The 25,715-nt window shown below is 66.5% G+C and carries 24 protein-coding genes and 1 tRNA gene; 12 read left to right on the top strand and 13 right to left on the bottom strand.

Annotation, left to right across the window (positions count from 1 at the left end; genetic code table 11):
• Window positions 1-20 precede the first annotated feature (20 nt).
• Together cydX and C8J25_RS06665 are read left to right on the top strand one after the other, a co-directional pair.
• A complete protein-coding gene (gene cydX, locus C8J25_RS06670; protein WP_107953496.1) occupies window positions 21-143 on the top strand; it encodes a cytochrome bd-I oxidase subunit CydX in 123 nt (40 codons plus the stop codon).
• A gap of 55 nt (window positions 144-198) precedes the next feature.
• A complete protein-coding gene (locus C8J25_RS06665) occupies window positions 199-909 on the top strand; it encodes a Crp/Fnr family transcriptional regulator (protein ID WP_107953493.1) in 711 nt (236 codons plus the stop codon).
• Here C8J25_RS06665 and C8J25_RS06660 read toward each other — a convergent pair.
• Both C8J25_RS06660 and C8J25_RS06655 read right to left on the bottom strand, forming a co-directional pair.
• The gene (locus C8J25_RS06660) at window positions 906-1,442 is read right to left on the bottom strand and encodes a hemerythrin domain-containing protein (protein WP_107953491.1); all 537 of its coding nucleotides are present in this window, start codon (window positions 1,440-1,442) and stop codon (window positions 906-908) included. The two genes, C8J25_RS06665 and C8J25_RS06660, sit on opposite strands and share 4 nt — an antisense overlap.
• A gap of 60 nt (window positions 1,443-1,502) precedes the next feature.
• A complete protein-coding gene (locus C8J25_RS06655; protein WP_208622539.1) occupies window positions 1,503-2,117 on the bottom strand; it encodes a hypothetical protein in 615 nt (204 codons plus the stop codon).
• Window positions 2,118-2,283: 166 nt separating this feature from the next.
• On the opposite strand from C8J25_RS06655, the gene C8J25_RS06650 reads away from it, so the two are divergent.
• Window positions 2,284-2,847, top strand: a complete 564-nt coding sequence (locus C8J25_RS06650) for a GNAT family N-acetyltransferase (protein ID WP_107953489.1) — start codon at window positions 2,284-2,286, stop codon at window positions 2,845-2,847.
• Here the strand turns inward: C8J25_RS06650 and C8J25_RS06645 are convergent.
• From C8J25_RS06645 to C8J25_RS06625, 5 genes are all read right to left on the bottom strand, one after another.
• Entirely contained in the window at window positions 2,839-4,443 is a 1,605-nt protein-coding gene (locus C8J25_RS06645; protein WP_107953487.1) for a SulP family inorganic anion transporter, read from the bottom strand. The two genes, C8J25_RS06650 and C8J25_RS06645, sit on opposite strands and share 9 nt — an antisense overlap.
• Entirely contained in the window at window positions 4,440-7,058 is a 2,619-nt protein-coding gene (locus C8J25_RS06640; RefSeq protein ID WP_107953485.1) for a cation-translocating P-type ATPase, read from the bottom strand. Before C8J25_RS06640 ends, C8J25_RS06645 begins: the two co-directional genes overlap by 4 nt.
• A complete protein-coding gene (locus C8J25_RS06635; protein ID WP_107953483.1) occupies window positions 7,055-7,996 on the bottom strand; it encodes a L,D-transpeptidase in 942 nt (313 codons plus the stop codon). Before C8J25_RS06635 ends, C8J25_RS06640 begins: the two co-directional genes overlap by 4 nt.
• A 156-nt stretch (window positions 7,997-8,152) precedes the next feature.
• Window positions 8,153-8,854 (bottom strand): VIT1/CCC1 transporter family protein, encoded by a 702-nt coding sequence (locus C8J25_RS06630; RefSeq protein WP_107953481.1) that lies wholly within the window; start codon window positions 8,852-8,854, stop codon window positions 8,153-8,155.
• A gap of 1 nt (window position 8,855) precedes the next feature.
• Window positions 8,856-9,506: a BON domain-containing protein gene (locus C8J25_RS06625; protein ID WP_107953479.1), complete on the bottom strand. Its 651-nt coding sequence runs from the start codon at window positions 9,504-9,506 to the stop codon at window positions 8,856-8,858.
• Between the two features lie 173 nt (window positions 9,507-9,679).
• On the opposite strand from C8J25_RS06625, the gene C8J25_RS06620 reads away from it, so the two are divergent.
• From C8J25_RS06620 to C8J25_RS06585, 8 genes are all read left to right on the top strand, one after another.
• Window positions 9,680-10,498: a universal stress protein gene (locus C8J25_RS06620; protein WP_107953477.1), complete on the top strand. Its 819-nt coding sequence runs from the start codon at window positions 9,680-9,682 to the stop codon at window positions 10,496-10,498.
• 262 nt (window positions 10,499-10,760) lie between these two features.
• Window positions 10,761-12,335, top strand: coding sequence for a PAS domain-containing sensor histidine kinase (locus C8J25_RS06615; RefSeq protein ID WP_107953475.1), 1,575 nt, complete (start codon window positions 10,761-10,763; stop codon window positions 12,333-12,335).
• A 7-nt stretch (window positions 12,336-12,342) separates the two neighbouring features.
• The gene (locus tag C8J25_RS06610) at window positions 12,343-12,975 is read left to right on the top strand and encodes a response regulator transcription factor (protein ID WP_107953472.1); all 633 of its coding nucleotides are present in this window, start codon (window positions 12,343-12,345) and stop codon (window positions 12,973-12,975) included.
• Between the two features lie 80 nt (window positions 12,976-13,055).
• Complete coding sequence (locus tag C8J25_RS06605; protein WP_107953470.1) at window positions 13,056-13,472, top strand: response regulator transcription factor; 417 nt, start codon at window positions 13,056-13,058, stop codon at window positions 13,470-13,472.
• Window positions 13,473-13,511: 39 nt separating this feature from the next.
• Window positions 13,512-15,158: an oleate hydratase gene (locus C8J25_RS06600; RefSeq protein WP_107953468.1), complete on the top strand. Its 1,647-nt coding sequence runs from the start codon at window positions 13,512-13,514 to the stop codon at window positions 15,156-15,158.
• 69 nt (window positions 15,159-15,227) lie between these two features.
• On the top strand, window positions 15,228-15,818 hold the full coding sequence (locus C8J25_RS06595) for a general stress protein (protein WP_208622538.1): 591 nt from the start codon (window positions 15,228-15,230) through the stop codon (window positions 15,816-15,818).
• A complete protein-coding gene (mgtA, locus tag C8J25_RS06590) occupies window positions 15,815-18,319 on the top strand; it encodes a magnesium-translocating P-type ATPase (RefSeq protein ID WP_107953466.1) in 2,505 nt (834 codons plus the stop codon). Before C8J25_RS06595 ends, mgtA begins: the two co-directional genes overlap by 4 nt.
• Complete coding sequence (locus tag C8J25_RS06585; RefSeq protein WP_107953464.1) at window positions 18,320-19,315, top strand: lysylphosphatidylglycerol synthase transmembrane domain-containing protein; 996 nt, start codon at window positions 18,320-18,322, stop codon at window positions 19,313-19,315. It abuts the gene before it with no gap.
• Here C8J25_RS06585 and C8J25_RS06580 read toward each other — a convergent pair.
• The 5 genes from C8J25_RS06580 to C8J25_RS06560 all read right to left on the bottom strand — a co-directional run bounded on the left by C8J25_RS06580 (window position 19,312) and on the right by C8J25_RS06560 (window position 24,867).
• Window positions 19,312-19,596: a hypothetical protein gene (locus tag C8J25_RS06580; protein ID WP_107953462.1), complete on the bottom strand. Its 285-nt coding sequence runs from the start codon at window positions 19,594-19,596 to the stop codon at window positions 19,312-19,314. The two genes, C8J25_RS06585 and C8J25_RS06580, sit on opposite strands and share 4 nt — an antisense overlap.
• A gap of 129 nt (window positions 19,597-19,725) precedes the next feature.
• Complete coding sequence (locus C8J25_RS06575; protein WP_107953460.1) at window positions 19,726-20,751, bottom strand: acetate/propionate family kinase; 1,026 nt, start codon at window positions 20,749-20,751, stop codon at window positions 19,726-19,728.
• Complete coding sequence (locus C8J25_RS06570) at window positions 20,739-23,123, bottom strand: phosphoketolase family protein (protein ID WP_107953458.1); 2,385 nt, start codon at window positions 23,121-23,123, stop codon at window positions 20,739-20,741. The genes C8J25_RS06575 and C8J25_RS06570 overlap by 13 nt, the downstream gene beginning before the upstream one ends.
• A gap of 2 nt (window positions 23,124-23,125) precedes the next feature.
• Window positions 23,126-24,157: an alcohol dehydrogenase AdhP gene (gene adhP / locus C8J25_RS06565; protein ID WP_107953455.1), complete on the bottom strand. Its 1,032-nt coding sequence runs from the start codon at window positions 24,155-24,157 to the stop codon at window positions 23,126-23,128.
• Window positions 24,158-24,183: 26 nt separating this feature from the next.
• Complete coding sequence (locus C8J25_RS06560; RefSeq protein ID WP_107953453.1) at window positions 24,184-24,867, bottom strand: NAD(P)H-dependent oxidoreductase; 684 nt, start codon at window positions 24,865-24,867, stop codon at window positions 24,184-24,186.
• 220 nt (window positions 24,868-25,087) lie between these two features.
• Here C8J25_RS06560 and C8J25_RS06555 point away from each other — a divergent pair, with 220 nt between their 5' ends.
• Window positions 25,088-25,282 carry a hypothetical protein gene (locus tag C8J25_RS06555; RefSeq protein WP_107953451.1) on the top strand — a complete coding sequence of 65 codons (195 nt, stop codon included), beginning with the start codon at window positions 25,088-25,090 and terminating at the stop codon, window positions 25,280-25,282.
• 338 nt (window positions 25,283-25,620) lie between these two features.
• Here the strand turns inward: C8J25_RS06555 and C8J25_RS06545 are convergent.
• Window positions 25,621-25,697, bottom strand: a tRNA-Met gene (locus C8J25_RS06545).
• Window positions 25,698-25,715 lie beyond the last annotated feature (18 nt).

Genomic DNA, 25,715 nt, shown 5'->3' with positions numbered 1-25,715 from the left:
AACGCTAAGGATATCTGATCATGTGGTATTTTACCTGGGTGCTCGGCCTCGGCCTCGCGGTCGGCTTCGGCATCTTGAACGGCATATGGCATGAGTTCCACTTGCCGATCGAAGACGATGCGGAAGCGCCTGGGAACTCGTAACGGTCGCGTAAAGAATTCGCGCGGATATCGCGGGCCTTCATACTATACTCGATCAATGGCTCACCACGACATCTGCGCTGATTGCGCGGTCCGCGACCAAGCCCTGTGCAGCAGCCTCAGCGACGTCGAGCTGAGCGCACTGAATACGCTCGGCCGCCGTCGCAAGATCGCGCGCGGCCAGACGCTGATCTGGGCAGGCGACGAGAGCGTCATCTGCGCGAACCTGTTGTCGGGCGTGCTCAAGCTGGTGGCGGCGACGCCCGATGGTCGCGAGCAGATCGTCGGGCTGCTGTATCCCGCCGATTTCGTAGGGCAACCCTATGCGGGGCAAGCCGACTTCACGATCACCGCACTGACCGAGTCCGAGTTGTGCATCTTCCCGCGCGACGCGTTCGAGCGCGTGCTGGAGGATCATGTGCGGATGGAGCGGCTATTGTTGCAACGGACGCTGGCGGCACTCGGTGTTGCCCGCACGCGGATATTGTCGCTCGCGCGAAAATCCGCGCAGGAGAAGATCGCCGGCTTCCTGCTCGACATGGCATTGCGCGCCGATGCGACGGGATGCCGCGCGACGCCGGACGCGCCGATGACGTTCGACCTACCGCTCACCCGCGGGCAGATCGCCGACGTTCTCGGGCTGACGATCGAGACGGTCAGCCGCCAGATGACTCGGCTCAAAACCGCCGGCGTGATCGCCTTACCCGGCGGCCGCGCGATCACGATCTCGGACCCCGATGCGCTGCAAGGGCGCGCCGAGGCGGCTTAGACCGCGTTCCGCTCGCCAAGCCCACGCACGAGCATGTCGCGCGCGCCCTGCGTCAGCCGCCCCGCGCCAAGTGTCAGGATCGCGAGTTGGGTGAAGTCCATCGCCTGCCGGGCCCCGTCGAAGAAACTCCGCAACATATAGCCGAACGCTTCCGCGCACGGCGTCGAAAGGCCGGACAAGGCGGCAAGTATGTCGTCAGCCTGGATCGCATCGCTGATATGGCGCGCACGCACGCGCCTCATCACTGCAGCCGTGAGCGGATCGCCTACGGCCCGCGCGAACAGCGCATCGATCACCGCAGTCTCATCGCGCGCGTGGCTGACTACAACGGCGCGCAGGTCGCAGCAGATCGCATTGGCGTCAGCACTGGGCAATCGACCGGGCAACGCATCGGCGTATCCCTCCAGCCGATTGCACATGCCCCGAAGCCTGGCATGAGCGGCCAGTAGCGGTTCCAAGTCGAGTTCGCGGATGAAATGCCGGCACCCGGAAAACAGTACGACGCGCGTGGCAAACTCGTCATGCTCGATCATCGAGGCTCTCCCTGAGCCTCAGTGGCACGTCCCCCCGCGCATGACATTGACGTTGGTCAATCAAGCCGATCGTTCCGCTGCCTCCGGCTCGCGAAGGCGGTCGCGAAACTGCGTCAATCGTGAGCGATAGCCGTCTGCGTCACCATATTCGAGGAACTCGTAATAGCGGTGGAGAGGATCGCTGACGCGCAGCGCATGCTTGATCGGGCACCAATATTGCTCGGTCCGGCTGCTGACTTCGCGGACGAACCCGACAAGCCCGTTGGCGTAGGAGCAGAAGGCGCAATTTAGCGCCTCGATCCGGTTCAGATAGGCCAGGTGCGCGCGGTCGAATATGATGTAGTCGCCGCGTCGGACCCGCGCGATCCCGTACGCGCGAAAGCAGATCGCCTGGTACAGGCTCACCCACGCATCGACGATCAGCAGCGGCACGATCAGCGAGTAGATCACCGGCGCAGTCACGATCGAAATCAGATCGGAACGCGCTACGAACCGCAGCACCGATACTTTCAACCGCCGTTGCGCATCGAGCACGCCGTGTTCGAACCCGACGATCCGGCCGGTGAGCTCGATGCCGAGCGCACGCCGCCGGCTTTCGATCTCGCGGTCGAGTTCGCCCTGGAGCCGGACGATCTCGTGCGCGAGATCCTGCATCCGCTGGATATCGATCGTCATGCGGTCTCCTCGCGGGCGGAGATCGCCCTTCGAAGCCAGCCTAGCCTCCGCCAATTGTTTCGGTAGCGTCGGAAACTACGTGTTTCCCGACGCTGAGGGAGCATCGACTTTATCGGTAGGCCGGGGTGTATCGCCATCGCGGCGAGCAATCGCAAAGGACAACACGATGGTCGAACTCGTCAGCGAGCGTGCGGGCGTCACGCAAACGCCATCGGCCGTGTCGTGGAGCACCGACCTGACGACGCGCGACGGCTATGTCTTTCACGTCCGCCCCGCATCGCCCGCCGACGAACCCGCGCTCGGCGAGTTCTTCGAGCATGTCGACAAGGAAGACCTGCGGTTCCGCTTCCTCAGCGCGATCCACAAGGTCGGCCACGACCAGCTCCTTGCGCTGGTCACGGTCGATCACGAGCATACCGAAAATTTCCTCGCCTTCGATCCCGCCACCAACCGGATCGTCGCGACCGGGATGCTGGCCGCCGACGAGAGCCTTACCCGCGCCGAAGTCGCCATCGCGATCCGCACCGACTTCAAACGCCGCGGGATCAGCTGGACGCTGCTCGATCATGTCGCAGCGTTCGCCCGCGCGAAGGGGATCGCGACGCTGGAATCGATCGAGAGCCGCGACAACCATCAGGCGATCGAGCTGGAACGCGAACGCGGCTGGATCGCGTCGGCTTGTCCGGGCGATCCGGCTTCGATGATGCTGCGGATGACTCTGTCAGCCTGACATCGCGAGCGCCTCGTCAAAGGTCTGGGTGCTGACGATCGGCCCGAGCCGGGCGCGGGCGAGCATTGCCGCCGGTTGCGCGGCCATGCCGCAGAGGATCACACGCGTCTGCGTCGTCCCGGCTCGCCGCAGCAGTTCGGCGATGGCGGCGACACCGCTTGCATCGAGCATCGGCACGCGCTCCAGCCGCAGGATCAGCACGCGCGGCACGCTGCCCAACCGGCGATAGGTGTCCATCAATCCGGCCGCGACGCCGAAGAAGAACGGCCCGTCGATCCGGAACATCTCGACGCCCTCCGGCAGCGCGTCCCGTTCGGCTAGTATGTCGTCCTCGGGGCCAGTGATCGCGACGGTCTCGCTCATCCGCGCCATGAACAGCAATGCGGTGAGCGTCACGCCGACGCCGATCGCCACCGTGAGGTCGACGAGCACCGTCAACCCGAACGTCAGCAGCAACACCGCGCGGTCGCCATTGGGCATCCGCAACAGGCCGACGAACCGCTCCTGCTCGCTCATGCCCCAGGCGACGACGAACAGGATCGCCGCCAGCGCCGCCATCGGCACGAACGCCATCAGCCGCCCGCCGAACACCACGAACAGCAGCACGAACACCGCGTGGAGCATGCCTGCGACCGGGGTCCGCGCGCCGGCCTTGATCGCGGTCGCGGTGCGCGCGATCGCGCCGGTCGCGGGCAGCCCGCCGAACAGCGCCGAGGCGATGTTGGCGACACCTTGCGCGACCAGTTCCTGGTTCGATCGATGACGCGATCCGATCACCCCGTCCGCGACGACCGCGGAGAGGAGCGCCTCGACGCCGGCGAGAAACGCGATCGTGAACGCCGATGGCAGTACCGCCTGGAGCTTCGCCAGCGTCCAGACGGGGAAAGCCGGTATCGCAATCCCGCTCGGCATCGCCGGAAAGCGTGAGCCGATCATCGCGACATGCGCGCCGCTCGCAATGACGAAGATCGAGGCGAGCAGGACCGCGACCAGGAACCCGGGCACGCGTGGTGCGACGCGCTTGAGGATCAGGATGACTGCGAGTGCGCCCATGCCGACCACGACGGTCGCGGCATCGATGGTTCGGATCGCTCCGACATAGGCTAGCCATTTCGGCAGGAAGTCGGCGGGCACCGCGGCCATATCGAGCCCGAGAAAATCGCGGATCTGGCTCGAGGCGATGATCACCGCGATGCCCGCCGTAAAGCCTGTGACGACGGTGTAGGGGATAAACCGGATCAGCGCGCCGAGCCGCGCATAGCCCGCAACGACTAGGATGATGCCTGCGAGCAACGTCGCCAGGATCAGGCCGTCATAGCCGTGCCGCGCGATGACGGTGAACACCACGACCACGAACGCGCCGGTGGGTCCGCCGATCTGGACCCGCGATCCGCCGAGCGCCGACACAAGGAAGCCCGCAACGATCGCGGTGACGAGCCCCTTGTCCGGCGAAGCACCGCTGGCGATCCCCAACGCCATCGCCAAGGGCAGCGCGACGACCGCGACCGTCGCACCCGCGATCGCATCCGCGCGGAGCGTGGCGAGCGAATAGCCTTCGCGCATGGTCGTGACGATCTTCGGGACGAAGGCGGTCATCGGCGTCGCTGCCAGATGACGACGGCTTGCTTTGTCGCTTCTGTGACCAAAACTGTCCCCAATACCGCGGCAACGCAGAACCGCAGCGTCGAGGCAGAGACCGGTGCGGTCCCAAGCACGCTGCCGAGCGGCGGCCAGAGCATCGCAGTCGCCTGCAACGCGAGCGCAATGCCTATTCCGAGCAGCAACCAGGCATTCGACAGCACAGGCTCGCGGTAAATCGAGCGGCGCTCGCTGCGCATGCACAGCACATAGACGTTCTGGAACAGCACCGTCATCAGCAGCACCGCGTTCTGGATTTCGGCGAGCGGGCGCCCCTCGCGCTGCATGTCCGCAACGAGATACAGCGCGAGCCCGGTCATCAGCAGCGCGGGCGGGATCATCAACGCAATCGCACTCCGGTCGAGGATCGGCGCGCTCGGCGGTCGCGGCGGCTGGCGCAGTTCGTCGCCCTCGCCGCGACCGAACCCGAGCATCACGTCCTGCGCGCCGTTGGTGACGAGGTTCAGCCACAGCAACTGCACTGCGGTCAGCGGCATCGGCAGGCCGAGCACGACCGCGCCGATGAACATGCCGATCTCCGCAATCCCGGTCGCGAGCAGGATGATGACGATCCGCCGGACATTGGCATAGGTGACGCGGCCCTCCTCGACGCCTGCAACGATCGACGCGAAATTATCGTCTGCGAGCACCAGGTCAGCGGCGCCCCGCGCGACGTCGGTGCCAGCGACGCCCATCGCCACGCCGATATGCGCCGCCTGGAGCGCGGGCGCGTCGTTGACGCCGTCGCCGGTGACCGCGACAAGTTCGCCACTCGTGGCGAGGATGCGGACGATCTCGAGCTTCTGCACCGGTTCGATCCGCGCGAACACGAGTCCGCCGAGGATGAGCGCCGCGAGCTGCTCAGGCTGTTCTGCAAGCTCCGTCATCTGCGCGCCGGTAACGACTTGATCAGCCGCGACCTCAAGCCCGAGCCCGCGCGCGATGGTAAGCGCCGTGCCCGGATGATCGCCGGTGACCATCCGCACGCCGATCCCAGCCTCGGCACAGCGCGCGATCGCGGCGGGAACTTCAGGACGGACGGGGTCGATCAGTCCGATCCAGCCGAGCAGCACGAGGTCACTCGGTGCCACCGGGTTGGTCTTGGTCGCGCCGTCCGACGCGGCGACGGCGATCACGCGGTAGCCTTCGCTGGCCATCGCGGTGGCGGCGGCGAGCGCGGCGGGATCGATGGCGCGACACATCTGCCGGATGATTTCAGGAGCGCCTTTGGCAAACACGCGCACGCCGGCCACTTCCGCGATCGCGACGGTCGAGAATTTGCGGACTGGTTCGTACGGCAGCGCCGCGGTCCGCACCACCGCATGCAGCGTGGCCAGATCTGCGCCGCCATCTCTCGCGAACCGCAGCAAGGCAACATCTACTGAGTCCCCGACAAGTTCGCCGTCGAGTCCGATAGATCCCTCGTTGCACAGCGCGGCGGCCTGGCGCATCCCCGCCAGACTGTCCGTAGGCCAGTCCGCACTCGCGAACGCGCGTCCATCGGCGAGCAGTATCTTCTCCACCGACAGTATGTTCCGCGTCAGCGTCCCCGTCTTGTCGCTGGCGATGATCGTGCACGCGCCGAGCCCCTCGACCGCGGGCAGCGAGCGGACGATCACGTTGCGCGCCGCCATCCGCCGGGTCCCCGCCGCCAACGCCACCGTCACCGCGATCGACAGGCCTTCGGGGATCGCCGACACCGCCAGCGCCACCGCAAGCAGCAGGATCTGGTCGCCCGGCCGCCCCTGCACCAGCAGGACGAACGCGAACGGGATGATCAGCGCGATCGTTCCGATGCTGATCTGCCGCGCCAACCGATCGAGCCGAATGACGAGCGGCGGCGGGGTCGGCTTGGCGGTCCGCAACGACGCGTCGATCGCGCCGAGTGCGGTATCCCCGCCCGTCGCGACGACGATGCCGGAGCCACGCCCCTGCTCAATCATCGTCCCCGCCAGCGCCATCGTCGCGCGCTCGCCCGGCGGCGTCCGGTCGGGGACAAGCGCCGCGTGGTCCTTGACGACCGCGACGGATTCGCCGGTGAAGGTCGACTGGTCGATGCTGAGCGCGCTGCTCGACGACAGGCGGATGTCGGCGGGGACGGCCATACCGCTTTCGAGTTCGACGACGTCGCCGACGACGATATCGCGCGCATCGATCACCGATACCGCATCGTCGCGCCGGACCATCGCGGTCTGACCGATCATCCGCCCGAGTGCCGCGAGACTGCTCGCGGCCTTGCTCTCCTGCACCGTACCGATCGTCGCGTTGATGACCAGGACGACGCCGATGAACCCCGCATCAGTGTGGTGCCCGAGGCCCAGCGAGATCGCCGCCGCTACGATTAGCAGGTAGATCAGCGGATTGTTGAACTGCCGCACGAACAGCAGCAGAACGGACGGCACCGGCGGCGGCGCGAGCGCATTGGGACCGTTCACGATCAGGCGCGCCGCCGCGACTTTCGCGCTCAGGCCTCCGCGACCCGTCTCGAGGAATGTCGCCACTTGGTCGATCGACAGCGCATGCCATGCCGTCAGGTGTGCGCGCGCCTTGCCGATCGGTCGCTCGGCGATCATTGCCCGACCGCCTCAATGATTGTCACGGGCGTGCCGGTGCCCGCACTCGCCAGCGTCTCGCGCGTCACCAGCAGCGTCGTGCCGGGTGCCATCACGCTTGCGATCGCCGTGCGAAAACTTTCCGGGAGGTGCCCTTTCGCGCGGTCCGCCGCGGTCAGTTCGCCGGTCCTCGGGTCACCGGGCAACGGCAGGCGCAGCCAATGCTCGCCGCCCATATCGACGGATTGGAGCGTGAACGCGGAGGTCCGCTCAATTCGTGCATCAAACGTGATCGCGCCGGAACCGATCTCGATGCCGTTGCGCAGGACGACCACGCGCCGGTCGCGTCCACTGATCACGATCGAAACCGGCCCCGTGGGCGACAGCGCCGGGTTCCAGGCAAAGTCCCCGCCCGCCGATCCCGCCGACGTCAGTATGCGAGGTGCAACTGCAACGACCGGAACGCGCGCGTCCTGCGTGATGACGACGGTGATCCCCAGCCGGGTAATCCCGAACAGCAGCTTGGCGAACGCAGGCGGCAGGCGGATACAGCCGTGCGACGCGGGATAGCCTGGTAGGTTGCCCGCATGCATCGCGATCCCGCCCCAGGTCAGCCGCTGCATAAATGGCATCGCCGCGTCCTTGTAGACGTTCGATACGTGATCCGCGTCCTTCTGGAGCACGGTGAAGACCCCGGTCGGCGTCGCATGGCCATCGCTGCCGGTCGACACGGTCGAGACCCCGATCGGCACACCGTTGCGGTAAGCATAGGCCTTTTGCGTGGCCAGGCTGACGATCACCGTGACCGGACCGGCGGGAGCGATCTCCGGTGCCCAGAGATATTCGCCGGGCTTGAGCCGTTCGATTTGGCCATCGGTGCTCGGCGGCACCTGCGCCGAAGCCGTCGTGGCGAACGTCAGCGCGAGCGCGAGGCGGCACGTCAGGCGGCGCGTCGTCATGATAGGGTCCGATCGATAAGGTGCCGCCAAACAAGCGGTCGACCAGACGCTATCGATCGCGCCGCGCCCGCATCACCATCGGAAACTACGCATCGGATTTCCGATCCCCCCAACTAGGGGGAGGATCGTCAGGTCAGTCGACCAGTCAGATGCGGATCACACAGTGCCGCCGATCAGGCGCCCGATCGCGGCGGTCGCTGCCATTGCGAACGCACCCCAGAAAGTGACGCGGAGCGTGCCGCGCCAGACGCTCGCACCGCCGGTCTTCGCACCAATCGCGCCGAGCAGCGCGAGGAACACCAACGATCCGCCCGCCACCGCCCAGACCAGCAACGCGGGCGGCACGATGAACACGGTCAGCAACGGCAGCGCCGCGCCCGCCGTGAAGCTCGCCGCCGAGGCGAAGGCGGCCTGGACCGGCCGCGCTCGGATCCCCAGCGTGATGTCCAATTCGTCGCGTGCATGTGCGCCTAGTGCGTCCCTCGCCATCAACTGCGCTGCGACTATCATCGCAGTGGCAGCGTCCACCCCCCGCGCGACGTAGATCGCCGCGAGTTCGGCCAGTTCGCCGCGCGGGTCATCGGCCAGTTCGCGTCGTTCGCGCCCGAGTTCGGCGGTCTCGGTATCCGCCTGCGCGCTGACCGAGACATATTCGCCCGCCGCCATCGACATCGCGCCCGCGACCATCCCGGCCGTTCCCGCGATGACGATCACGCCGACCTGACCACCGGCGACGGCGACGCCGATGATCAGGCTTGCGGTCGAGACGATCCCATCATTGGCGCCGAGCACCGCCGCCCGCAGCCAACCGATCCGATCGGCCACGTGGCGTTCGCGGTGCGACGACAGCGCGCCCATGTCAGGCGATTTCGAGCATGTTCTCGACCTTCACCGCGCCGGGTGCTGCCCAGGCCGTGCGTTCGGCGACCATCCGGTCGTGCGGGGAGTCGACCGAGCCGGTGAGCCGCACCGTGCCGCCGTCGACCGACACCTTGATCGTGTCGCCGTCGAAGAACCACGAGCGGTGCAGCGCGGTGCGGATGTCGTTGCTGACGTCGGTCACATCGACGCGCGGTTTGAGCGTGATGTGGTTGATCACGCCGACGACACCCGCGAGCGGCCGTACCGCCGCCTCGGCCGCGTCCTTCTGGAAATGCCAGCGCACCTCGCCGCGCAGGCTGACCCAGCCGTCCTCGACCTGTGCCTTGATGCTGTCGTGGGGGACGGTAGTGTCCCAGGACAGCCGCTCGACGATCGCGCTGGCGATCGCCTCGTCGCCACGCTTGAAGCGATCTTCGAGTTGCACCTCGATCTCCTCCGCAACCGCCTTCACACCATCGACGCGCGCGGCGGCGCGTTCGGCGGCGTATTTCGCGGCATAGCTGCCGGCGTGGCCGCTGAGCGTGACGACGCCGTTGTTCGCGGTGACGCCGATATGCCCGGCGGGGACGCTCGGGTCCCAGTTAAGTTCGGCGAGCACGGCTTTCTGCAATCTGGCGTCGTGGGACATGACACTCTCCTGAAACAGCGCGGAGAGGCCCGAGCCGATGATCGCAAGCCTATCGATACGACCGGTCGCGGACAGCGTCGGGAACTACGCACATGCGGCGCGCCTGCGTAGTTCCCGATCCTTTCCCGCCCCCATCCGAACGCCGAGAGCAGTGCGAAAGAGGGAGACCGTGCATGACCTATTCGACCCTGATGGTGCATCTCGACGGCGGACGCCCCAACGCCACCTTGCTTGACGTCGCGGCCACGCTCGCCGACCAGTACGACGCCGCGGTGATCGGTATCGCCGCGTGCCAGCCGGTGCAGATCGGCACGTGCGACGGCTATCTCGGCGGTGAATATGCGATGATCGAGCGCGATATCGTCGCCGACGAACTCGCCCGCGCCAAGACCGAGTTCCACGCACATGAACGGCTCGCACACCACGTACTGGAATGGCACTCGATCCCGACGCTAGCCAACCTCGCGCACGTCGTCGCCGAGAATGCGCGATCCGCCGATCTCGTCATCACCAGCGCCGGGCCCGGCTTCGCCGATCTCGCGACACATGCCGACACCGGCGACCTGATCCTGCGAGCGGGCCGCCCGGTGCTGGTCGTCCCTGACGGCGCCGCTACCGCGACCTTCTCGACCATCATGGTCGCGTGGACCGACACGCGCGAATGCCGCCGCGCGATCAACGATGCGCTGCCGATGCTCCAGGCCGCCGACCGCGTCGTCATCGTCGAGGTCGCGATCGACGCGATCGATGCGCGCAAGCCGATCGAGGACGTTACCGCCTGGCTCGCGCGTCACGGCGTCGACGCGGACAAGGTCGTCGCACGAATGAAGGGCACCAGCATCGACACGCTTGCCGGCATCGCGAACAACGTCGAGGCCGACCTCGTCGTCGCCGGCGCCTATGGCCACAGCCGGATCCGCGAATGGGCGTTCGGTGGCGTCACCCGCGACCTGCTGCTGCGCGATCGGCGTTGCACGTTGTTGTCGCACTAGGCCGTGGCCGCACCCGCGATCCGCAAATACTTCGCGCCGGTCGCCAGGGCGAACCGAAGACTAGTCGTCGGCGCCACGATCCTGTCGGCCATCTCAGTCATTGAAGGACTATTAGCATATAGCGGATCCTTGGCTTAACATGCGTCATGTTTCGAACGAGGGTATCGCACGATTGCCCCCCGCCGGATCGGACCAGTGTGTCGAACAAGGCCCGCGTCTCAATGACTTGCCTCTGCGCCCCCCGAGCTACCGCACCGCCCGCATGATCGCGTCGCAGTCCTCGCACGATACCGACGTTCAGGCGGTGGCGCGCGGCGATGCCGCGCTAGCGGAGGAACTGGGCCTGCTGATCGACGGCGCGACGACCTATGCGATCTACATGCTCGATCCCCAGGGCCGCGTGACGATCTGGAACCGCGGCGCCGAACGGATCAAGGGCTGGGCCGAGGCGGAGATCATCGGCCGCGATTTCGCGATCTTCTACCCCGCCGACGATATCGCCGCGGACAAGCCCGAAGCCGACCTCGCCCGCGCCCACCGGGATGGCCGGATAGAGGAGGAAAGCTGGCGAGTCCGCAAGGACGGCTCCGAATTCCTCGCGCACGTCACGATCACCGCGCTCCACGACGACGCCGGCGCGTTGCGCGGGTTCGGCAAGGTGATCCGCGACATCACGCATGAGAAGGCCGCAGAAGCCGCGATCGTGCGCCGCGAACACCACCTCCGTTCGATCCTCAACACCGTTCCCGACGCGATGATCGTGATGAACGAGAACGGCATCGTCGCCTCGTTCAGTGCCGCCGCCGAACTGGTCTTCGGCTATGCAGCGAGCGAGGTGATCGGCCAGAACGTCGCGATGCTGATGCCGCAGGCCGAGGCGCGCGACCACGACGCGCACCTGCGCAAATACAGGCATACCGGCGAGCGCCACGTGATCGGCAATGTCCGCCTCGAACGCGCGATGCGCAAAGGGGGCGAGACGTTCCCGATCGAACTGGCGGTCGGCGAAGCGTCGATCGCGGGCGAACGCATCTTTACCGGTTTCATCCGTGACCTCACCAACCGCCACGCGACCGAACGCCGCATGCAGGAGTTGCAGTCAGAACTCGTCCACGTCTCCCGCGTCAGCGCAATGGGCACGATGGCGTCGACCCTTGCGCACGAAATCAACCAGCCGCTGACCGCGATCGCCAACTACCTCGAGGCAACCCGCGCGATGATCGACGAGAGCGCAGGTCCTTCAAGCCACCCGTTGCTAGCCGACATTGCCGAGGCGCTGGAACTGGCCGCGGCGCAATCCCTGCGCGCGGGCACGATCGTCCGCCGGCTGCGCGCGTTCGTCGATGGCGGAGACACCGGGTTTCTCGACGAACGGCTCGATCTGCTCGTCGAGGAGGCAACCAGCCTCGGCCTGCTCGGCGCGCACGAGGCGGGCATCACGGTCGTCAACAAGGCGTCACCAAGCCCGGTCATGGTTCGCGTCGATCGCATCCAGATCCAGCAGGTGCTGGTCAACCTCATCCGCAACGCAATCCATTCGATGGCCGGGTCACCCGACCGGACGTTGTCGATCGCTACCGCCCCCGAGCGCGAAGGCTGGGTGCAGATCACCGTCGCGGACACTGGCTTCGGCATCGACAGCGAAGTCCGCGCGCGCCTGTTCGAAGCGTTTGCGACCACCAAGGAGGACGGCATGGGCCTTGGCCTGTCGATCTGCCGAACGATCGTCGAGGCACATGGCGGGCGAATCTGGGCAGATGGCGTCGCCACCGGTGGCACTGCGTTCCACTTCACCGTGCCGCTCGCCGCACCTTCTGAAGGGGAAACCCATGACTGATCCCACCATGGCGGACCCACGCCGCACGGTGCACATCGTCGACGACGACGAGGCAATCCGCCAGTCGGTCGGCTTCCTGTTGCGCAAGGCGGGCTATGCCGTCGAGACCTATCCGGCGGGCACGCACTTCCTGAAGTCCGTGACGCGCGAAACGCGTGGTTGCGTGTTGCTGGACGTTCGCATGCCTGACCTCGACGGGTTGGAGGTACAGGCTCGCCTCGCGCATAGCGGCATCGCGCTGCCGGTGATCATGCTGACCGGCCACGGCGATGTCACGCTGGCCGTTCGTGCAATCAAGGCGGGCGCGATCGAATTCCTGGAAAAACCGTTCGAGCGCAGCGTCTTGCTCGCCGCGATCGAGACGGCACTGGCGCACGCTGCACGGTCCGACCGCGAGCACCTCGCCGCCGCGGATGCGCTCGTTCGCCTCGCAGCCCTCACCCCGCGCGAACGCGACGTGCTCGACGGCATGGTACTCGGCCGCCCCAACAAGCTGATTGCCTATGACCTCGACATCGCGACCCGCACCGTCGAAGTCCACCGCGCCAATCTGATGGAAAAGCTCGCCGCACGCAGCCTGTCGGACGTGCTGCGCATCGCGTTTTCAGCCGGGTTGGGCGAAACCGCGGAACCGGCCTGAGCCCCTCCACGCCCCTCGTCTTCTACGTACAGACGCGGGATTGCCCGCGTGTCATCGAAGGTCGCAACGAGGACCGACTGATGACCGACCAATCTACCCACACCAATGACGGCATCGGCGTTTCGCTGGTCGATGGCGATCCCGCGATCCGCCGCGCGCGCCAGATCATGCTGCTGTCGGAACGCTACGACGTACGCTCCTACGCGACCAGCGCGGCGCTGCTTGCCGATCCGCGCTCGCGTGACTTTCCGTGCATCATCGTGGACGTCGAAAGCGCAGACGGCAGCGGGATGGAAACGCTCCACGCGATGCGCGCATCTGGTTGGCGTGGCAAAGCGATCCTGCTCGACGGGATCGTCCCGCTGCCCGAACTGGTCCACGCCGCCGAACGCCACGGCGACCGCATCCTCGACCGCAGCACGGGCGATGCCACACTCCTCACCGCGATCGCCGCGTCGATCGATCGCAGTTGGTCCGGCTGGAACGCCGAGGGTTGAGCCGGCCGAACCACCCCCCTCTCCACCAAGGACGTTCCTATGCCCACCACTGACCCATTCCACGAAGACCCCGACACCGCGCCCGTCCCGCGCGACGAGGGACGGGCCTTCCTGGTCGGCGGCGGGATCGCATCGCTCGCGGCGGCCGCGTTCCTGATCCGCGACGGCGACATGCGCGGGGCGGATATCACGATCATCGACGAAGGCGCGCTGCTCGGCGGCAGTCTCGACGGCGGCGGATCGGCAGAAAACGGCTATTCGCTGCGCGGCGGGCGGATGCTGGAATCGAAATATCTCTGCACGTTCGATCTGTTCGGCTCGATCCCGACGCTGGACGGCGACAAGACCGTGACGGAGGAGATCTTCGACTGGAACGCGGTGATGAAGACATCGTCGCATTCCCGGTTGTTTTCGGGCGGCAAACGCCATGTCGCGCCCGAATTCGGCCTGACCGGCCACCAGATCCGCAGCCTCGAACGGCTCGCGATCACGCCCGAGGCCATCCTCGACCGCTCGACCATCGCCGACCAGTTCGACGACGCATTCTTCAAGACCAATTTCTGGCTGATGTGGTGCACCACCTTTGCGTTCCAGCCGTGGCACAGCGCGGTCGAGTTCAAGCGCTACCTGCTCCGCTTCGCGCACATGGTCGGCGGCTTCAACCGGCTCGAAGGGATCATGCGGACGCGGCTCAACCAATATGACTCGCTGGTCCGCCCGCTTCACGCCTGGCTCGTCGCGCGCGGCGTGCACTTCCGGACGAACACGGTCGTTACCGATCTGCGCCTCGCCGACGAGGATGGAATGACCGTCGTCCGCGGCATCCGCATCGCCGAGGGTGCGAAGACGAGCGAGATCCGCGTCGATACGGACGATTACGTGCTGCTCACGCTCGGCTCGATGACCGAAGGCTCAAGTCTCGGATCGATGGGCACCGCCCCAACCCTCCTCGGCGCGAACGCCGGCGGCGGGTGGGCGCTGTGGGAGAAACTCGCGGACGGGCGGCCGCAGTTCGGCAGGCCGGCGGTCTTTACCAACGACGTCGACCGCTCAAAATGGGTATCGTTCACGACCACGCTCCACGACGCGACCCTGCTCGCGCTGATCCGCGACGCGACCGGCAACGTCCCCGGCGAAGGCGGGCTGATCACCTTTCCCGACTCCGCTTGGCTCGCCTCGATCGTGATCCCCTACCAGCCGCATTTCCTCGGCCAGCCCGACGACGTCGCGGTGTTCTGGGGATATGGACTGACCGTCGATACACCCGGCGATTTCGTGCGGAAACCGATGGCGGACTGCACCGGTCGCGAGATCATGGCCGAGATCCTGGGTCATCTCGGCATCGTCGCGGAGACCGAGACGATCCTCGCCAGCGCGACCTGCATCCCGTGCATGATGCCGTTCATCACCAGCCAGTTCATGCCGAGACGGCACAGCGATCGGCCGGACGTCATACCGGCAGACACCGCCAACCTCGCGGTCATCGGTCAATATTGCGAGCTCCCCGACGACTGCGTCTTCACCGTCGAATATTCGGTGCGGTCGGCGCAAACCGCGGTGTACGCGCTGCTCGGCCTGCGTCGATCGCCGCCCGCGGTCTACAAGGGCGCGTTCGATCCGCGCGTGCTGTTCAAGGCGTTCGTCGCGCTTCACGATCTCGCGCCCGCCAGCACGCACGGTAGGTAGTTCCCGACGCTGGTGCCGCCGCACCCCGATCGTACGGTTTGGCAACGCTCCCTTACCGAGGATCACGCCATGAAATTCAGCCATTCGATCGTCGCCGTGTTTGACGACCACGCCCAGGCCGATGCCGCGGTGAAGGCGCTTGCCGCGTCGGGGTTCGGGCTGCGGCGGTTGAGCATCGTCGGTAAAGGCTATCACAGTGACCAGACCGCGACGGGCTTCTACAATAGCGGCGACCGCATCCGCTTCTGGGGCTCGCGCGGCGCACTATGGGGCGGCCTGTGGGGACTGTTCATGGGTGGACTGTACGCGACCGTGCCGGTGGTTGGCGGGGTCGTGCTGCTCGGGCATCTGGCCGCGACGGTGATCGCGGCGATCGAGGGTGCGGTCGTGCTCGGCGGCACCGGCGCACTGGTCGCGGCGCTCGCCAGCCTCGGCATCCCCGAGGATTCGATCGTCAGCTACGAGACCGATATCGCAGCCGACGGGTTCCTCGTCATGGCGCACGGCAGCGAGGCGGAGATGCAACGCGCCAAGCTTGTGCTCGAACCGCTTAGCCCACGTCGGATCACCGTCCACCACGACCACAGCGCGAATACCAGCGGGGCGTCGCCGCATGCGCAACTGACCGGCGAACTCCCGGTCGCCGAGCCGGTCGCCTGACGCAGGACGCACCGCCGTTCTGGACCCGGTCGGCCGATGCGCTGCTCGCCGATCTCGGGACGTCGCGTGACGGGCTGAGCGCGCAGCAGGCCACGCTGCGTCTCGCACGCTACGGGCCGAACAGCGACAGCGCGGAGACGCATACCGGTTCAGCACGGGCGATCGCGCGCCGACTACTAGAACCGTTGTCGCTGATCCTGCTTGCCGCGGGGCTCGTCTCGGCGGTGACCGGCGATGCGGTCGGCGGGTCGATCATCGTCGTGATCCTCGGCTTCTCGGTGCTGCTCGACACCTATCAGGAGGGGCAAGCGGTCCACGCCGCGGCGATCCTGCGTCAGTCGGTCGCGGTCTCCGCGCGCGTCCGCCGCGACGGCGCGTTTGTCGCAGTCGCGATCGAGGCGGTAGTGCCTGGCGACATCGTCGAGGTCCATACCGGCGACATCATCCCCGCCGACGCGCTGATCCTCGCCAGCACGGCGTTCACGGCGAACGAAGCCGCGCTGACCGGCGAGCCCTATCCTGTCGACAAGCGTGCCGGCTTTATCACCGCGACGACCGCCGCCGAAGCCACGAACGCGCTGTTCCGCGGGGCAATCGCGCAGACCGGGACGGCGACCGCGTTGATCGTCGGCACGGGCCGCGCAACGCTGTTCGGCTCGGCCGCCGCCGCGCTGGCGACCGCCGCCGCCCCCTCCCCGTTCGAGCGCGATCTCCACGCGTACGGCCTGCTGACGACGCGGCTGACGCTGGCGCTGGTTGTGGTCGTGCTGACGGCCAGCATATTCCTCGGTCGGCCGCTGCTCCAGTCGCTGCTGTTCGCGGTCGCGCTCGCGGTCGGGCTCACGCCCGAGCTGTTGCCGATGATCACCACCGTCACGCTGTCGCGCGGCGCGCTGCGGATGGCGAAACGCAAGGTGATCGTGAAGCGGCTCGCATCGATCCACGATCTCGGCGCGATGACGATCCTGTGCACCGACAAGACCGGCACGCTGACCTCCGCGCAGATCAGCCTCGCGCGGAGCATCGGCCATACGGGGGCGGACGATCCCGAAGTTGCGCGGCTGGGGGCGATCGCTGCAGCGCTCGGCGGTGACCGCGGCGCACTAGATACGGCGTTGGCTGCCGCATCGCCGGACGCCGTGAAAGGGTGGACGCTGGCCGCGCAGAGCGTGTTCGACTTCGACCGCCGGCTCGCGACAGTGCTGGCGACCGGTGCAAGCGGCACGGTCCTGATCACCAAGGGTGCGCCCGAAGCCGTGCTCGCCGGATGCGTTTTAACCGACGCCGATCGCGCAGCGGTCATAGCGCAGGTCCACACGCTTGCCCAACAAGGCCTGCGCGCCATCGCGATCGCCTCCCGACCATGGACAGGCTTAACGCATGCACCGACCGCGGACGACGAAACCAACCTCGTCTATGCCGGTCTCTGCGCGTTCGCCGATCCGCCGAAGGAGACGGCCCCCGCCGCTGTAGCCCGCCTACAAGCCGCAGGCATCCGGTTGAAGATCCTGTCGGGCGACGACCCCGTAGTGGTCGGCCGTCTCGCCGGACTGGTCGGCCTCGCCACATCGCGCGTGCTGTCCGGCGCCGACATCGCCAAACTCAGCGACGACGCGCTGGCGGTGCAGGTCCGCGACGTCGATGCCTATGGCCGACTTGCCCCCGACCAGAAGGCGCGGCTGGTGCGCGCCCTCCAGGCAAGCGGTGCAATCGTCGGGTATCTCGGCGACGGGATCAACGACGCGCCTGCGTTGAAACTCGCAGATATCGGCCTGTCGGTCGCCGGGGCGGCCAGTGTCGCGCAGGCGTCGGCGGACATGATCATGCTCGACAGCGATCTGGGCGTGGTCGCGGACGGTGTCGAGGAAGGGCGGCGGACGTTCGCCAACATCCTGAAATACGTCCGGATGGGCGCGAGCTCGAACTTCGGCAACATGCTGTCGATGGCTGTCGCTTCGATGTTCCTCCCTTTCCTACCGATGCTGCCGACGCAGATCCTGCTCAACAACCTGCTCTACGACGTGTCCGAGATCGGCATTCCGTTCGACGGCGTCCGCCCCGAAGCGGTCGCACGGCCGCAGGTGTGGAGCATGCCCGCGCTGATCCGCTTCGCCGCGGTGATGGGTCCGCTGTCGTCGGCGTTCGACCTGCTGACGTTCGCGGGGTTGTCGCTAGCCTTCCATGTCGCGGCGCCGGAGTTTCACACTGCCTGGTTCCTCGAATCGATGGCGACGCAGATCCTGGTGATCTTCGTGATCCGCACCAACGGACGACCATGGGCGGACCTGCCGCGGCCCGCGCTTGCGCTATCGTCTCTAAGCGCGCTTATGGTGGCAATGGTGCTGCCGTTCACGCCGGTCGGCAGCTGGTTCGGGTTCGTCGCGCCGCCGCTCGTCGTGGTTGCGAGCCTTGGTGGCGTCACGCTCGGCTATCTTGTGCTGGCCGAGCTGTTGAAGACCTTCCTGTTCGATCACCGCCCCACCAAGCGCGCGCGTCGCTGAATGAGCCTGGCAAGCCTTTGGCGCGGGGTGTTGCGCCACATCGGCTGGGTGCTGGGCCTCGCGGTGATCGCGATCGTCGTCGGCGCGGTTCTGCGGATCGGCGACCTGCACGCGTTCGCGACGATGCTCGAAGATGCGCATCCCGGCTGGCTGATGGTCGCGCTGGGCTTGCAGGCGACCACCTATGCGAGCGTCGCGGCGGGCTGGAAGATCGTGCTGGGTCAGACCGATACGCCACAACCGCTGCGCCGGCTCTACTTGATCGCGGTCGGCAAACTGTTCGCGGATCAGGTCATTCCGGTCGCGGGCATGGGTGGCAACATGTTCCTCGTCGACCAGTTGACCGCGCTCGGGGCCAAGCGCGGCAACGCCGTAGCGACGCTGCTGGTTGCGATGATCGGCTTCTACACGGTGTACGGAATTTGCGCGCTGACAATGCTGGCGGTGCTGTGGACGAAAGGCTTGGCGTCCGTCTGGATCGCGGGCTTCGTGCTCGTGTTCCTGATCGCCGCGACCGCGATTCCCGGGTTGGCGCTGTGGATCCGCCGGCGCGGACGGCGCCCTGTCTCATCAATGCTCGCCCGGTTCGCAAGCATTCGCGCACTCGTCGCGATCGTTGGCGAGGCACCCAAGCGGCTGCTGGTCGACCGCCGGCTCATCGTCCGCGTTGCGGCGGTCAACGGCCTCGTCTTCCTCGCCGACGCCGCCAGCCTGATGGTATGCTTTCTTGCGCTCGGGCAGCCGGTCGCATTCCCGGTGGCGTTCGTCGCGGTGATGACCGCATCGATGATCGCGACACTCGGCCCGATCCCGCTTGGCCTCGGTACGTTCGAGGCGGGCGCGACGGGCATGCTGGCGCTGATGGGGGTATCGGTGGAGGAAGCGCTCGCCGCGACGCTGCTACTGCGAGTCTTCACGCTATGGCTGCCGCTAATCCCCGGTTTCGTACTGATCCGGGGCGCGCTGCGGACCAAGGCCGCGCTACAACGCGCCTAGCAGGCGAGCTTGAGCGTCAGGCGCGAGCGCGGCATTGCCGGACGCAGGACGCGCAAACCAACCGACCGGTCCGATCGCAGTGCGCGCGATGCGAACGTCAGCGGCGCCTCCGCGATCAGGCACTCCAGCTGCGCAGCGAGCGCCGCCAGCGTATCGGCATAGAGTCCTGCGAGCGTCTCGTGCGCGACCCGCGCGCATGGCCCCGCCGCGGCATCGGCCATCGCTTGCGTGGCATCCAGGCGGCGCTGGATATAGAGCATCTCGGTATGGATAGCGTTCATCACGAACTCCCCGCCGGCTCGTCCTCGCTACCGCACGATGCGGGTGTCGATGGGCTGATCCGTATCAAGACGATAGCGCGATCGGGCGAAGGCGTCGGGACTCGGAAAGCACGTACATCGCGAAGTTGGTCAGGTAAGCGCGACGGCGTGGAGCGCGATCTGCACGTCCTCCTGCGAGGGAAGTATGCGGATCTCGAGACCTGGAACCCAGCCTAAACCCGCACGGATTGCCTGGCCGGTAGACGCGTCGTTCTCCCCTATGCCCCCCGTCAGGACGAGCATGTCCGCGCCCCCGAGAGAAGTGATCATCGCCGCGGTCTGCTTACATACCGAGCGCTCGAACATGCGTATGGCGAGATCTGCATCGTCGGCGCTGGAAGCGCGCAGGACCCGCATGTCCCCGGACAGCCCGGATACTCCAGCCATCCCCGATCCGTGATCGACCAGTCTTGCCAGCGCGTCTCCATCCAACCCTGCCTCACGAGCAAGGTACAGCAGCACGCCCGGATCGATATCGCCCGTCCGCGTCGCCATCATCACGCCGCCGGACGGGGTCAGCCCCATGCTGGTGTCGATCGAGTGACCATCGTGAACGGCGGTCACGCTCGCGCCGTTGCCGAGGTGCGCGATCACCAGTCGGTCCGGCCTGTCTTCGCCGAGTTGGCGGACGATCGACTCGCAGGACAGGCCGTGGAAGCCGTAGCGCCGGACTCCGCTTGCCTGATAAGCCCGAGGGATCGGCAGCGTCTGCGCAACGTCCGGCAGCTTCGCATGGAACGCGGTATCGAAACACGCGACCTGCGGCATGCCTGGATAGCGTGCCTCGGCCGCGTGGATCAGCGCTAGCGAGGCGGGCCCATGCAGCGGTGCGAACGCGCACGCCGCCTGCATATCCGCCAGGACCGCGGCGTCGATTCGGCAATGCACGTCGCGGTGCGGGCCGCCATGGACGATCCGGTGACCGATCACCGTCGGGGTCGGCCACCTCCGTAACGCCATCTCGATCGTATCGAAGAAGCGCGCATGATCGTCGCCATCTTTCTCGGGCGTCTCAATCGTTCCGCCAACGAGCAGGACCGGATCGCCATCGACCGCGTACAGTCCGTATTTCAGCGACGACGATCCGCTGTTGAGCGCCAGCGCTACCGCGACCATTGCCAGTCGCGCACCTCCGGCAGATCGTCGCCTTGCTCGGCGATGTAGAGTTTGTGCCGCTCCATCGTCGTCCAATACCGCGCCGTCTCGCGCGGCACCTGCCCACGAAACCGCGGAATCCGTTCGATCGCGTCGAGTGCCAGCCGGTACCGGTCGAGATCGTTCAGCACGACCATGTCGAACGGCGTCGTCGTCGTCCCCATCTCCTTGTACCCGCGAACGTGAATATTGGCGTGGTTCGCGCGCCGGTACGTCAGCTTGTGGATCATCGCCGGATAGCCGTGGAACGCGAAGATCACCGGCTTGTCCGCGGTGAACATCGCGTCGAACTCGCGCTCGTCGAGCCCGTGCGAATGTTCGGAGCGTGGCTGCAACACCATTAGGTCGACTACGTTGACCACCCGGATGCGGACATCGGGCACGTACGCACGCAGCATCGTCACCGCCGCCAGCGTTTCCAGCGTCGGCACGTCGCCCGCGCACGCCATCACCACGTCGGGGTCGGCGTCGTCGCCCGCCCACGCCCAGATCCCCGCGCCCGCGGTACAATGCCGGACCGCCGCGTCGATTCCGAGCCATTGCCACTCCGGCTGCTTCCCCGCGACGATCACGTTCACATAGCCGCGACTGCGCAGGCAGTGATCGCCGACCGACAACAAGCAGTTCGCATCGGGCGGCAGATAGATCCGCGCGACGTCAGCGGTCTTGTTCGCGACGTGATCGATGAACCCCGGATCCTGATGCGACAGCCCGTTGTGATCCTGCCGCCAGACATGCGAGGTCAGCAGGTAATTGAGCGACGCGATCGGCCGCCGCCACGGGATCGTCCTGGTCGTCTTCAGCCACTTAGCATGCTGGTTGACCATCGAATCGACGATGTGGACGAACGCCTCGTAACACGAGAACAGCCCGTGTCGCCCGGTCAGCAGATACCCTTCGAGCCAACCCTGACACAGATGCTCGCTCAGCACCTCCATCACGCGTCCGTCGGGCCCGAGATGCTCGTCGACCGCCTCGACCTCCGCCATCCAGACCTTCCCCGACACGTCGTACACGTCGGCGAGCCGGTTCGACGCGGTCTCGTCCGGCCCGAACAGACGGAAGTTTACGCTGGCCAGGTTGAGCTTCATCACGTCGCGCAGATAGCGCCCAAGCACGCGCGTCGCCTCGACTTTCACCGTACCCGGCGCGTCCACCGCCACCGCGAACTCACGGAAATCGGGCAGCGACAACGGCACCATCAGCTCGCCGCCATTGGCATGCGGGTTCGCCCCCATCCGCCGATGCCCGGTCGGCGCGAGCGACGCATACTCCTCAAGGAACTTGCCCGTCTCGTCGAACAGCTCTTCGGGCCGGTAGCTCCGCATCCACGCCTCGAGCTGGCGCAGATGCTCCGGATCCTTGAAGTCCGCGATCGGTACCTGGTGGGCACGCCACGTACCCTCGACCGGCTTGCCGTCGACGAACTTCGGGCCGGTCCAGCCCTTCGGCGTGCGGAACACGATCATCGGCCAGCGCGGTCGCTCGGGCGTCACGCCTTCGACGCGCGCCACTGCCTGGATCGCCTGGATCTTCGCCAGCGCCTTGTCGAGCGCCGCGGCGAGTTGCTGGTGGACCGCCGCCGGATCGCTGCCGCCGACATAATAGGGTTCATGCCCACAGCCGCGGAGCAACGCGTCGAGCTCATGCCCGTCGATCCGGGCGAGGATCGTCGGGTTGGCGATCTTGAAGCCGTTGAGGTGCAGAATCGGCAGCACCGCACCGTCGCGCGCGGGGTTGAGGAACTTGTTCGAATGCCAGCTCGCCGCCAGCGCACCCGTCTCCGCCTCGCCGTCGCCGACCACGCACGCGACGATCAGGTCCGGATTGTCGAACGCCGCGCCATACGCGTGCGCGAGCGAGTACCCGAGCTCGCCGCCTTCGTGAATAGATCCCGGCGTCTCGGGTGCGACGTGGCTCGGAATTCCGCCCGGCCACGAGAACTGCCGGAACAGCCGGTGCATGCCGCTTCGGCTCCGCTCGATCGCGGGATAGCGTTCGGTGTACGAGCCCTCCAGATAGGTGTTCGCGACAAGCCCCGGCCCGCCATGCCCCGGCCCGATGATGTTGATCATGTCGAGGTCATGCTCGACGATCAGGCGGTTGAGATGGACGTACAGGAAGTTCAGCCCCGGCGTCGTCCCCCAATGCCCGAGCAGCCGCGGCTTGACGTCGGCGATCGTCAGCGGCCGATCGAGCAACGCATTGTCGCGCAGGTAGATCTGCCCGACCGACAGGTAATTCGCGGCACGCCAATAGGCGTCCATCCGGCGTAGCATGTCGTGGGACAGCGGGTGCGTCTTCGCAGGTGCCAGCGTTGCAGTATCGGCCATGTTCAGATCCCGAAGTCGAGGACGACGCGCGACGCGACCTGTCCGTGCTGGAGCCGGTCGAAGATATCGTTGATCGCCGACAAGGGCTGCACTTCGATGTCGGCCTTCACCTTGCCATCGGCAGCAAAGGCGAGCGCCTCCGCCATGTCCTTGCGCGTGCCGACGAACGATCCGCGCACCGTAATGCACTGCGCCACCACGTCGAACAACGGCATCGGAAAGTCGCCCGGCGGCAGGCCGACGAGCACGCACGTCCCCTTGCGCCGCGTCATCGCCACGCCCTGATTGAACGCGGTCAGCGACGGTGCGGTGATCAGCACGCCGTGCGCGCCGCCCCCGGTCCCGTCCTTCAGCGCCGCGATCGCGTTGGGCTTGCGCGCGTCGATCAACAGTTCCGCGCCAAGCGCCTTGGCATGGGCGAGCTTGCCCTCGTCGACATCGACAGCGGCAACGCGCAACCCCATCGCCTTGGCGTACTGCACTGCCAGATGCCCCAGACCGCCGACGCCCGAGATCGCGATCCACTCGCCCGGCTTCGCGCCGGTTTCCTTGATGCCCTTGTAGGTAGTGATCCCCGCACAGATGATCGGCGCTGCCTCGATCGCGGACAGGCCGGCGGGAATATGCGCGACGTAGTTCGGGTCGGCGAGGATATAGTCCGCGAACCCGCCATTGCGCGTGTAGCCGCCGAACTCCGCCTCGGCGCACACGGTTTCCCACGCGGACAGGCAATATTCGCAATGCCCGCACGCGGAGTAAAGCCACGGCACGCCAACCCGGTCGCCAAGCTTCACGATCGTCACCCCCGCGCCGACCTCGACGACGATGCCGATGCCCTCATGCCCCGGAATGAACGGCGGCGTAGGTTTGACCGGCCAATCGCCGTGCGCGGCGTGCAGATCAGTGTGGCACACCCCGCATGCCTCGGTCTTGACGACGACTTGGCCCGGTCCGGCAACCGGCACCGGCCATTCGCGCAGGGTCAGCGGTGCGCCGAACGCCTCGACGACGGCGGCTTGCATCATACGGGTCATGGACTGTCCTTGAAGATGCGAAGAACTCAACGCGCCATCCGCGCGACGAGCTTGGGATCGGCCAGCAAAGCCTCGTCCCCGAACGCGATCTGCGCGCAGGTCCGTTGCGCCTGGGCTGCAACCTCGCGCAGATACTGGTCGGCAAAGCGCGCGTTCAGCCCCGGCACGATGTGTGCAAACCGCCGATGCTCCTGCGACCGCATCCCGAACGCGTGGACGATATACTGGTCGAAGACGCTGTTGAGCCCTTGTGCCTGTCCCTGTTCGTCGAGCCAAACCTTGCTAGCCGCCGACGTCGAGAAGCTCACCAGTCGCTTGCCGCCGAGCAGGTCGGTCCGCACCCGCCCCTGCAACGCTTCCGGCTGGACGCTGGCACCGAACACGCGCTCGACATAACCCTTCAGCATCGCCGGCGGCGTCCCGAACCAGATCGGGTAGACAAGCACGAACACGTCGCACCCCGCGATCGCATCCACCTCGGCCAGCACGTCCGTGCCATACACTGCGGCAACATTAATTGGCCGCTCCGCCGCCTTCAGCACGGGATCGAAGCCGATCGCATACAGGTCGCGCAGCACAACCTCTTGCCCCGCCGCACGAACCGCGTCGCAATAGGCGCTCGCGATCGCGTGATTGAAGCTCGCCGGATCGGGATGGCACAAAATCACGGCATGCCGGCCTCCCGTCGCACCATGTTCGGCAACCACCATCGTTCCATCCTCGCCTGAGCGTCACGATCCCTGCAGGCTGCGGCGAAGAGCGGCGCTGTCGTACAGGGTTCTGGTCTAGGAGGGTATGCGCTGAAAGCCATCGAAGTGACCCTCGGAAACTACGCATGCCGGACGGCGCCAGCGGAGTGCCGGTCCGCCTTTTGAACGTCACGGATTTCCCGACATTCCTGACAACGACCACAACGCCAATCCCCGCGGCATGGCGATCCGCTTCGGCTCGGTGGCATTTCCCATGTTCGATATCGTCACGCATGATTTACATGGCTTGCCGACCCGCACGGCGGGGGAATTCGGCGCGTTGCCGAGGGCGATCGGGACTAGCGGCACGGGCGTCGCGAAGCCCAAGCCGCTCGATCTGTCCCTTGCCAGCCTTCCGTCGCCAAGACCTTCCTGACAACCCGGCATCCCGCGCCCATGAGCTACGCGACCACTGTACATTCTGGCGTGAACGCGGTCACTTTCGCAGATCGCAGGGCCGCACTGCTGCACGCAGCCTTTGCCGCGTCTATGGCGAGAAGGTCGAATTGCTCACCGCAGCATTCCAGAAGGCGCTCAAGGCGCAGGCGTTCGACCGGTTGCGCGCACTCATTGAGACTGTGGTGCTGACGCCGGAAGACGGCCATCTCGCGATCGACCTGCACGGCGAGCTTGCGTCGATGCTGTCGCTATGTGCCGGAGCGGAAACGCAAAAAGCCTCCGTCGGTGTTACCGAGGAAGTGTTGCAAATCAAGATGGTTGCGGGGACAGGATTTGAACCTGTGACCTTCAGGTTATGAGCCTGACGAGCTACCGGGCTGCTCCACCCCGCGACGGTTCCTGTTGAGGAA

This window comes from Sphingomonas faeni, from assembly GCF_003053745.1.
Taxonomy (GTDB): Bacteria; Pseudomonadota; Alphaproteobacteria; order Sphingomonadales; family Sphingomonadaceae; genus Sphingomonas; species Sphingomonas faeni.
The sequence above is the reverse complement of the archived record's forward strand: the minus strand, read 5'-3'. Positions and strand labels throughout refer to the sequence as shown.

What these genes read in the sequence shown, in the direction of transcription:
- cydX (WP_107953496.1), top strand. Translation starts at nt 21, where the DNA reads ATGTGGTATTTTACCTGGGTGCTCGGCCTCGGCCTCGCGGTCGGCTTC.
- C8J25_RS06625 (WP_107953479.1), bottom strand. Translation starts at nt 9,506, where the DNA reads ATGTCCCACGACGCCAGATTGCAGAAAGCCGTGCTCGCCGAACTTAAC.
- C8J25_RS06650 (WP_107953489.1), top strand. Translation starts at nt 2,284, where the DNA reads ATGGTCGAACTCGTCAGCGAGCGTGCGGGCGTCACGCAAACGCCATCG.
- C8J25_RS06660 (WP_107953491.1), bottom strand. Translation starts at nt 1,442, where the DNA reads ATGATCGAGCATGACGAGTTTGCCACGCGCGTCGTACTGTTTTCCGGG.
- C8J25_RS06645 (WP_107953487.1), bottom strand. Translation starts at nt 4,443, where the DNA reads ATGACCGCCTTCGTCCCGAAGATCGTCACGACCATGCGCGAAGGCTAT.
- C8J25_RS06630 (WP_107953481.1), bottom strand. Translation starts at nt 8,854, where the DNA reads ATGGGCGCGCTGTCGTCGCACCGCGAACGCCACGTGGCCGATCGGATC.
- C8J25_RS06635 (WP_107953483.1), bottom strand. Translation starts at nt 7,996, where the DNA reads ATGACGACGCGCCGCCTGACGTGCCGCCTCGCGCTCGCGCTGACGTTC.
- C8J25_RS06595 (WP_208622538.1), top strand. Translation starts at nt 15,228, where the DNA reads ATGAAATTCAGCCATTCGATCGTCGCCGTGTTTGACGACCACGCCCAG.
- C8J25_RS06610 (WP_107953472.1), top strand. Translation starts at nt 12,343, where the DNA reads ATGGCGGACCCACGCCGCACGGTGCACATCGTCGACGACGACGAGGCA.
- C8J25_RS06600 (WP_107953468.1), top strand. Translation starts at nt 13,512, where the DNA reads ATGCCCACCACTGACCCATTCCACGAAGACCCCGACACCGCGCCCGTC.
- C8J25_RS06665 (WP_107953493.1), top strand. Translation starts at nt 199, where the DNA reads ATGGCTCACCACGACATCTGCGCTGATTGCGCGGTCCGCGACCAAGCC.
- C8J25_RS06615 (WP_107953475.1), top strand. Translation starts at nt 10,761, where the DNA reads ATGATCGCGTCGCAGTCCTCGCACGATACCGACGTTCAGGCGGTGGCG.
- C8J25_RS06575 (WP_107953460.1), bottom strand. Translation starts at nt 20,751, where the DNA reads ATGGTCGCGGTAGCGCTGGCGCTCAACAGCGGATCGTCGTCGCTGAAA.
- C8J25_RS06555 (WP_107953451.1), top strand. Translation starts at nt 25,088, where the DNA reads ATGGCGATCCGCTTCGGCTCGGTGGCATTTCCCATGTTCGATATCGTC.
- C8J25_RS06570 (WP_107953458.1), bottom strand. Translation starts at nt 23,123, where the DNA reads ATGGCCGATACTGCAACGCTGGCACCTGCGAAGACGCACCCGCTGTCC.
- C8J25_RS06655 (WP_208622539.1), bottom strand. Translation starts at nt 2,117, where the DNA reads ATGACGATCGATATCCAGCGGATGCAGGATCTCGCGCACGAGATCGTC.
- C8J25_RS06585 (WP_107953464.1), top strand. Translation starts at nt 18,320, where the DNA reads ATGAGCCTGGCAAGCCTTTGGCGCGGGGTGTTGCGCCACATCGGCTGG.
- C8J25_RS06580 (WP_107953462.1), bottom strand. Translation starts at nt 19,596, where the DNA reads ATGAACGCTATCCATACCGAGATGCTCTATATCCAGCGCCGCCTGGAT.
- C8J25_RS06640 (WP_107953485.1), bottom strand. Translation starts at nt 7,058, where the DNA reads ATGATCGCCGAGCGACCGATCGGCAAGGCGCGCGCACACCTGACGGCA.
- adhP (WP_107953455.1), bottom strand. Translation starts at nt 24,157, where the DNA reads ATGACCCGTATGATGCAAGCCGCCGTCGTCGAGGCGTTCGGCGCACCG.
- C8J25_RS06620 (WP_107953477.1), top strand. Translation starts at nt 9,680, where the DNA reads ATGACCTATTCGACCCTGATGGTGCATCTCGACGGCGGACGCCCCAAC.
- C8J25_RS06560 (WP_107953453.1), bottom strand. Translation starts at nt 24,867, where the DNA reads ATGGTGGTTGCCGAACATGGTGCGACGGGAGGCCGGCATGCCGTGATT.
- C8J25_RS06605 (WP_107953470.1), top strand. Translation starts at nt 13,056, where the DNA reads ATGACCGACCAATCTACCCACACCAATGACGGCATCGGCGTTTCGCTG.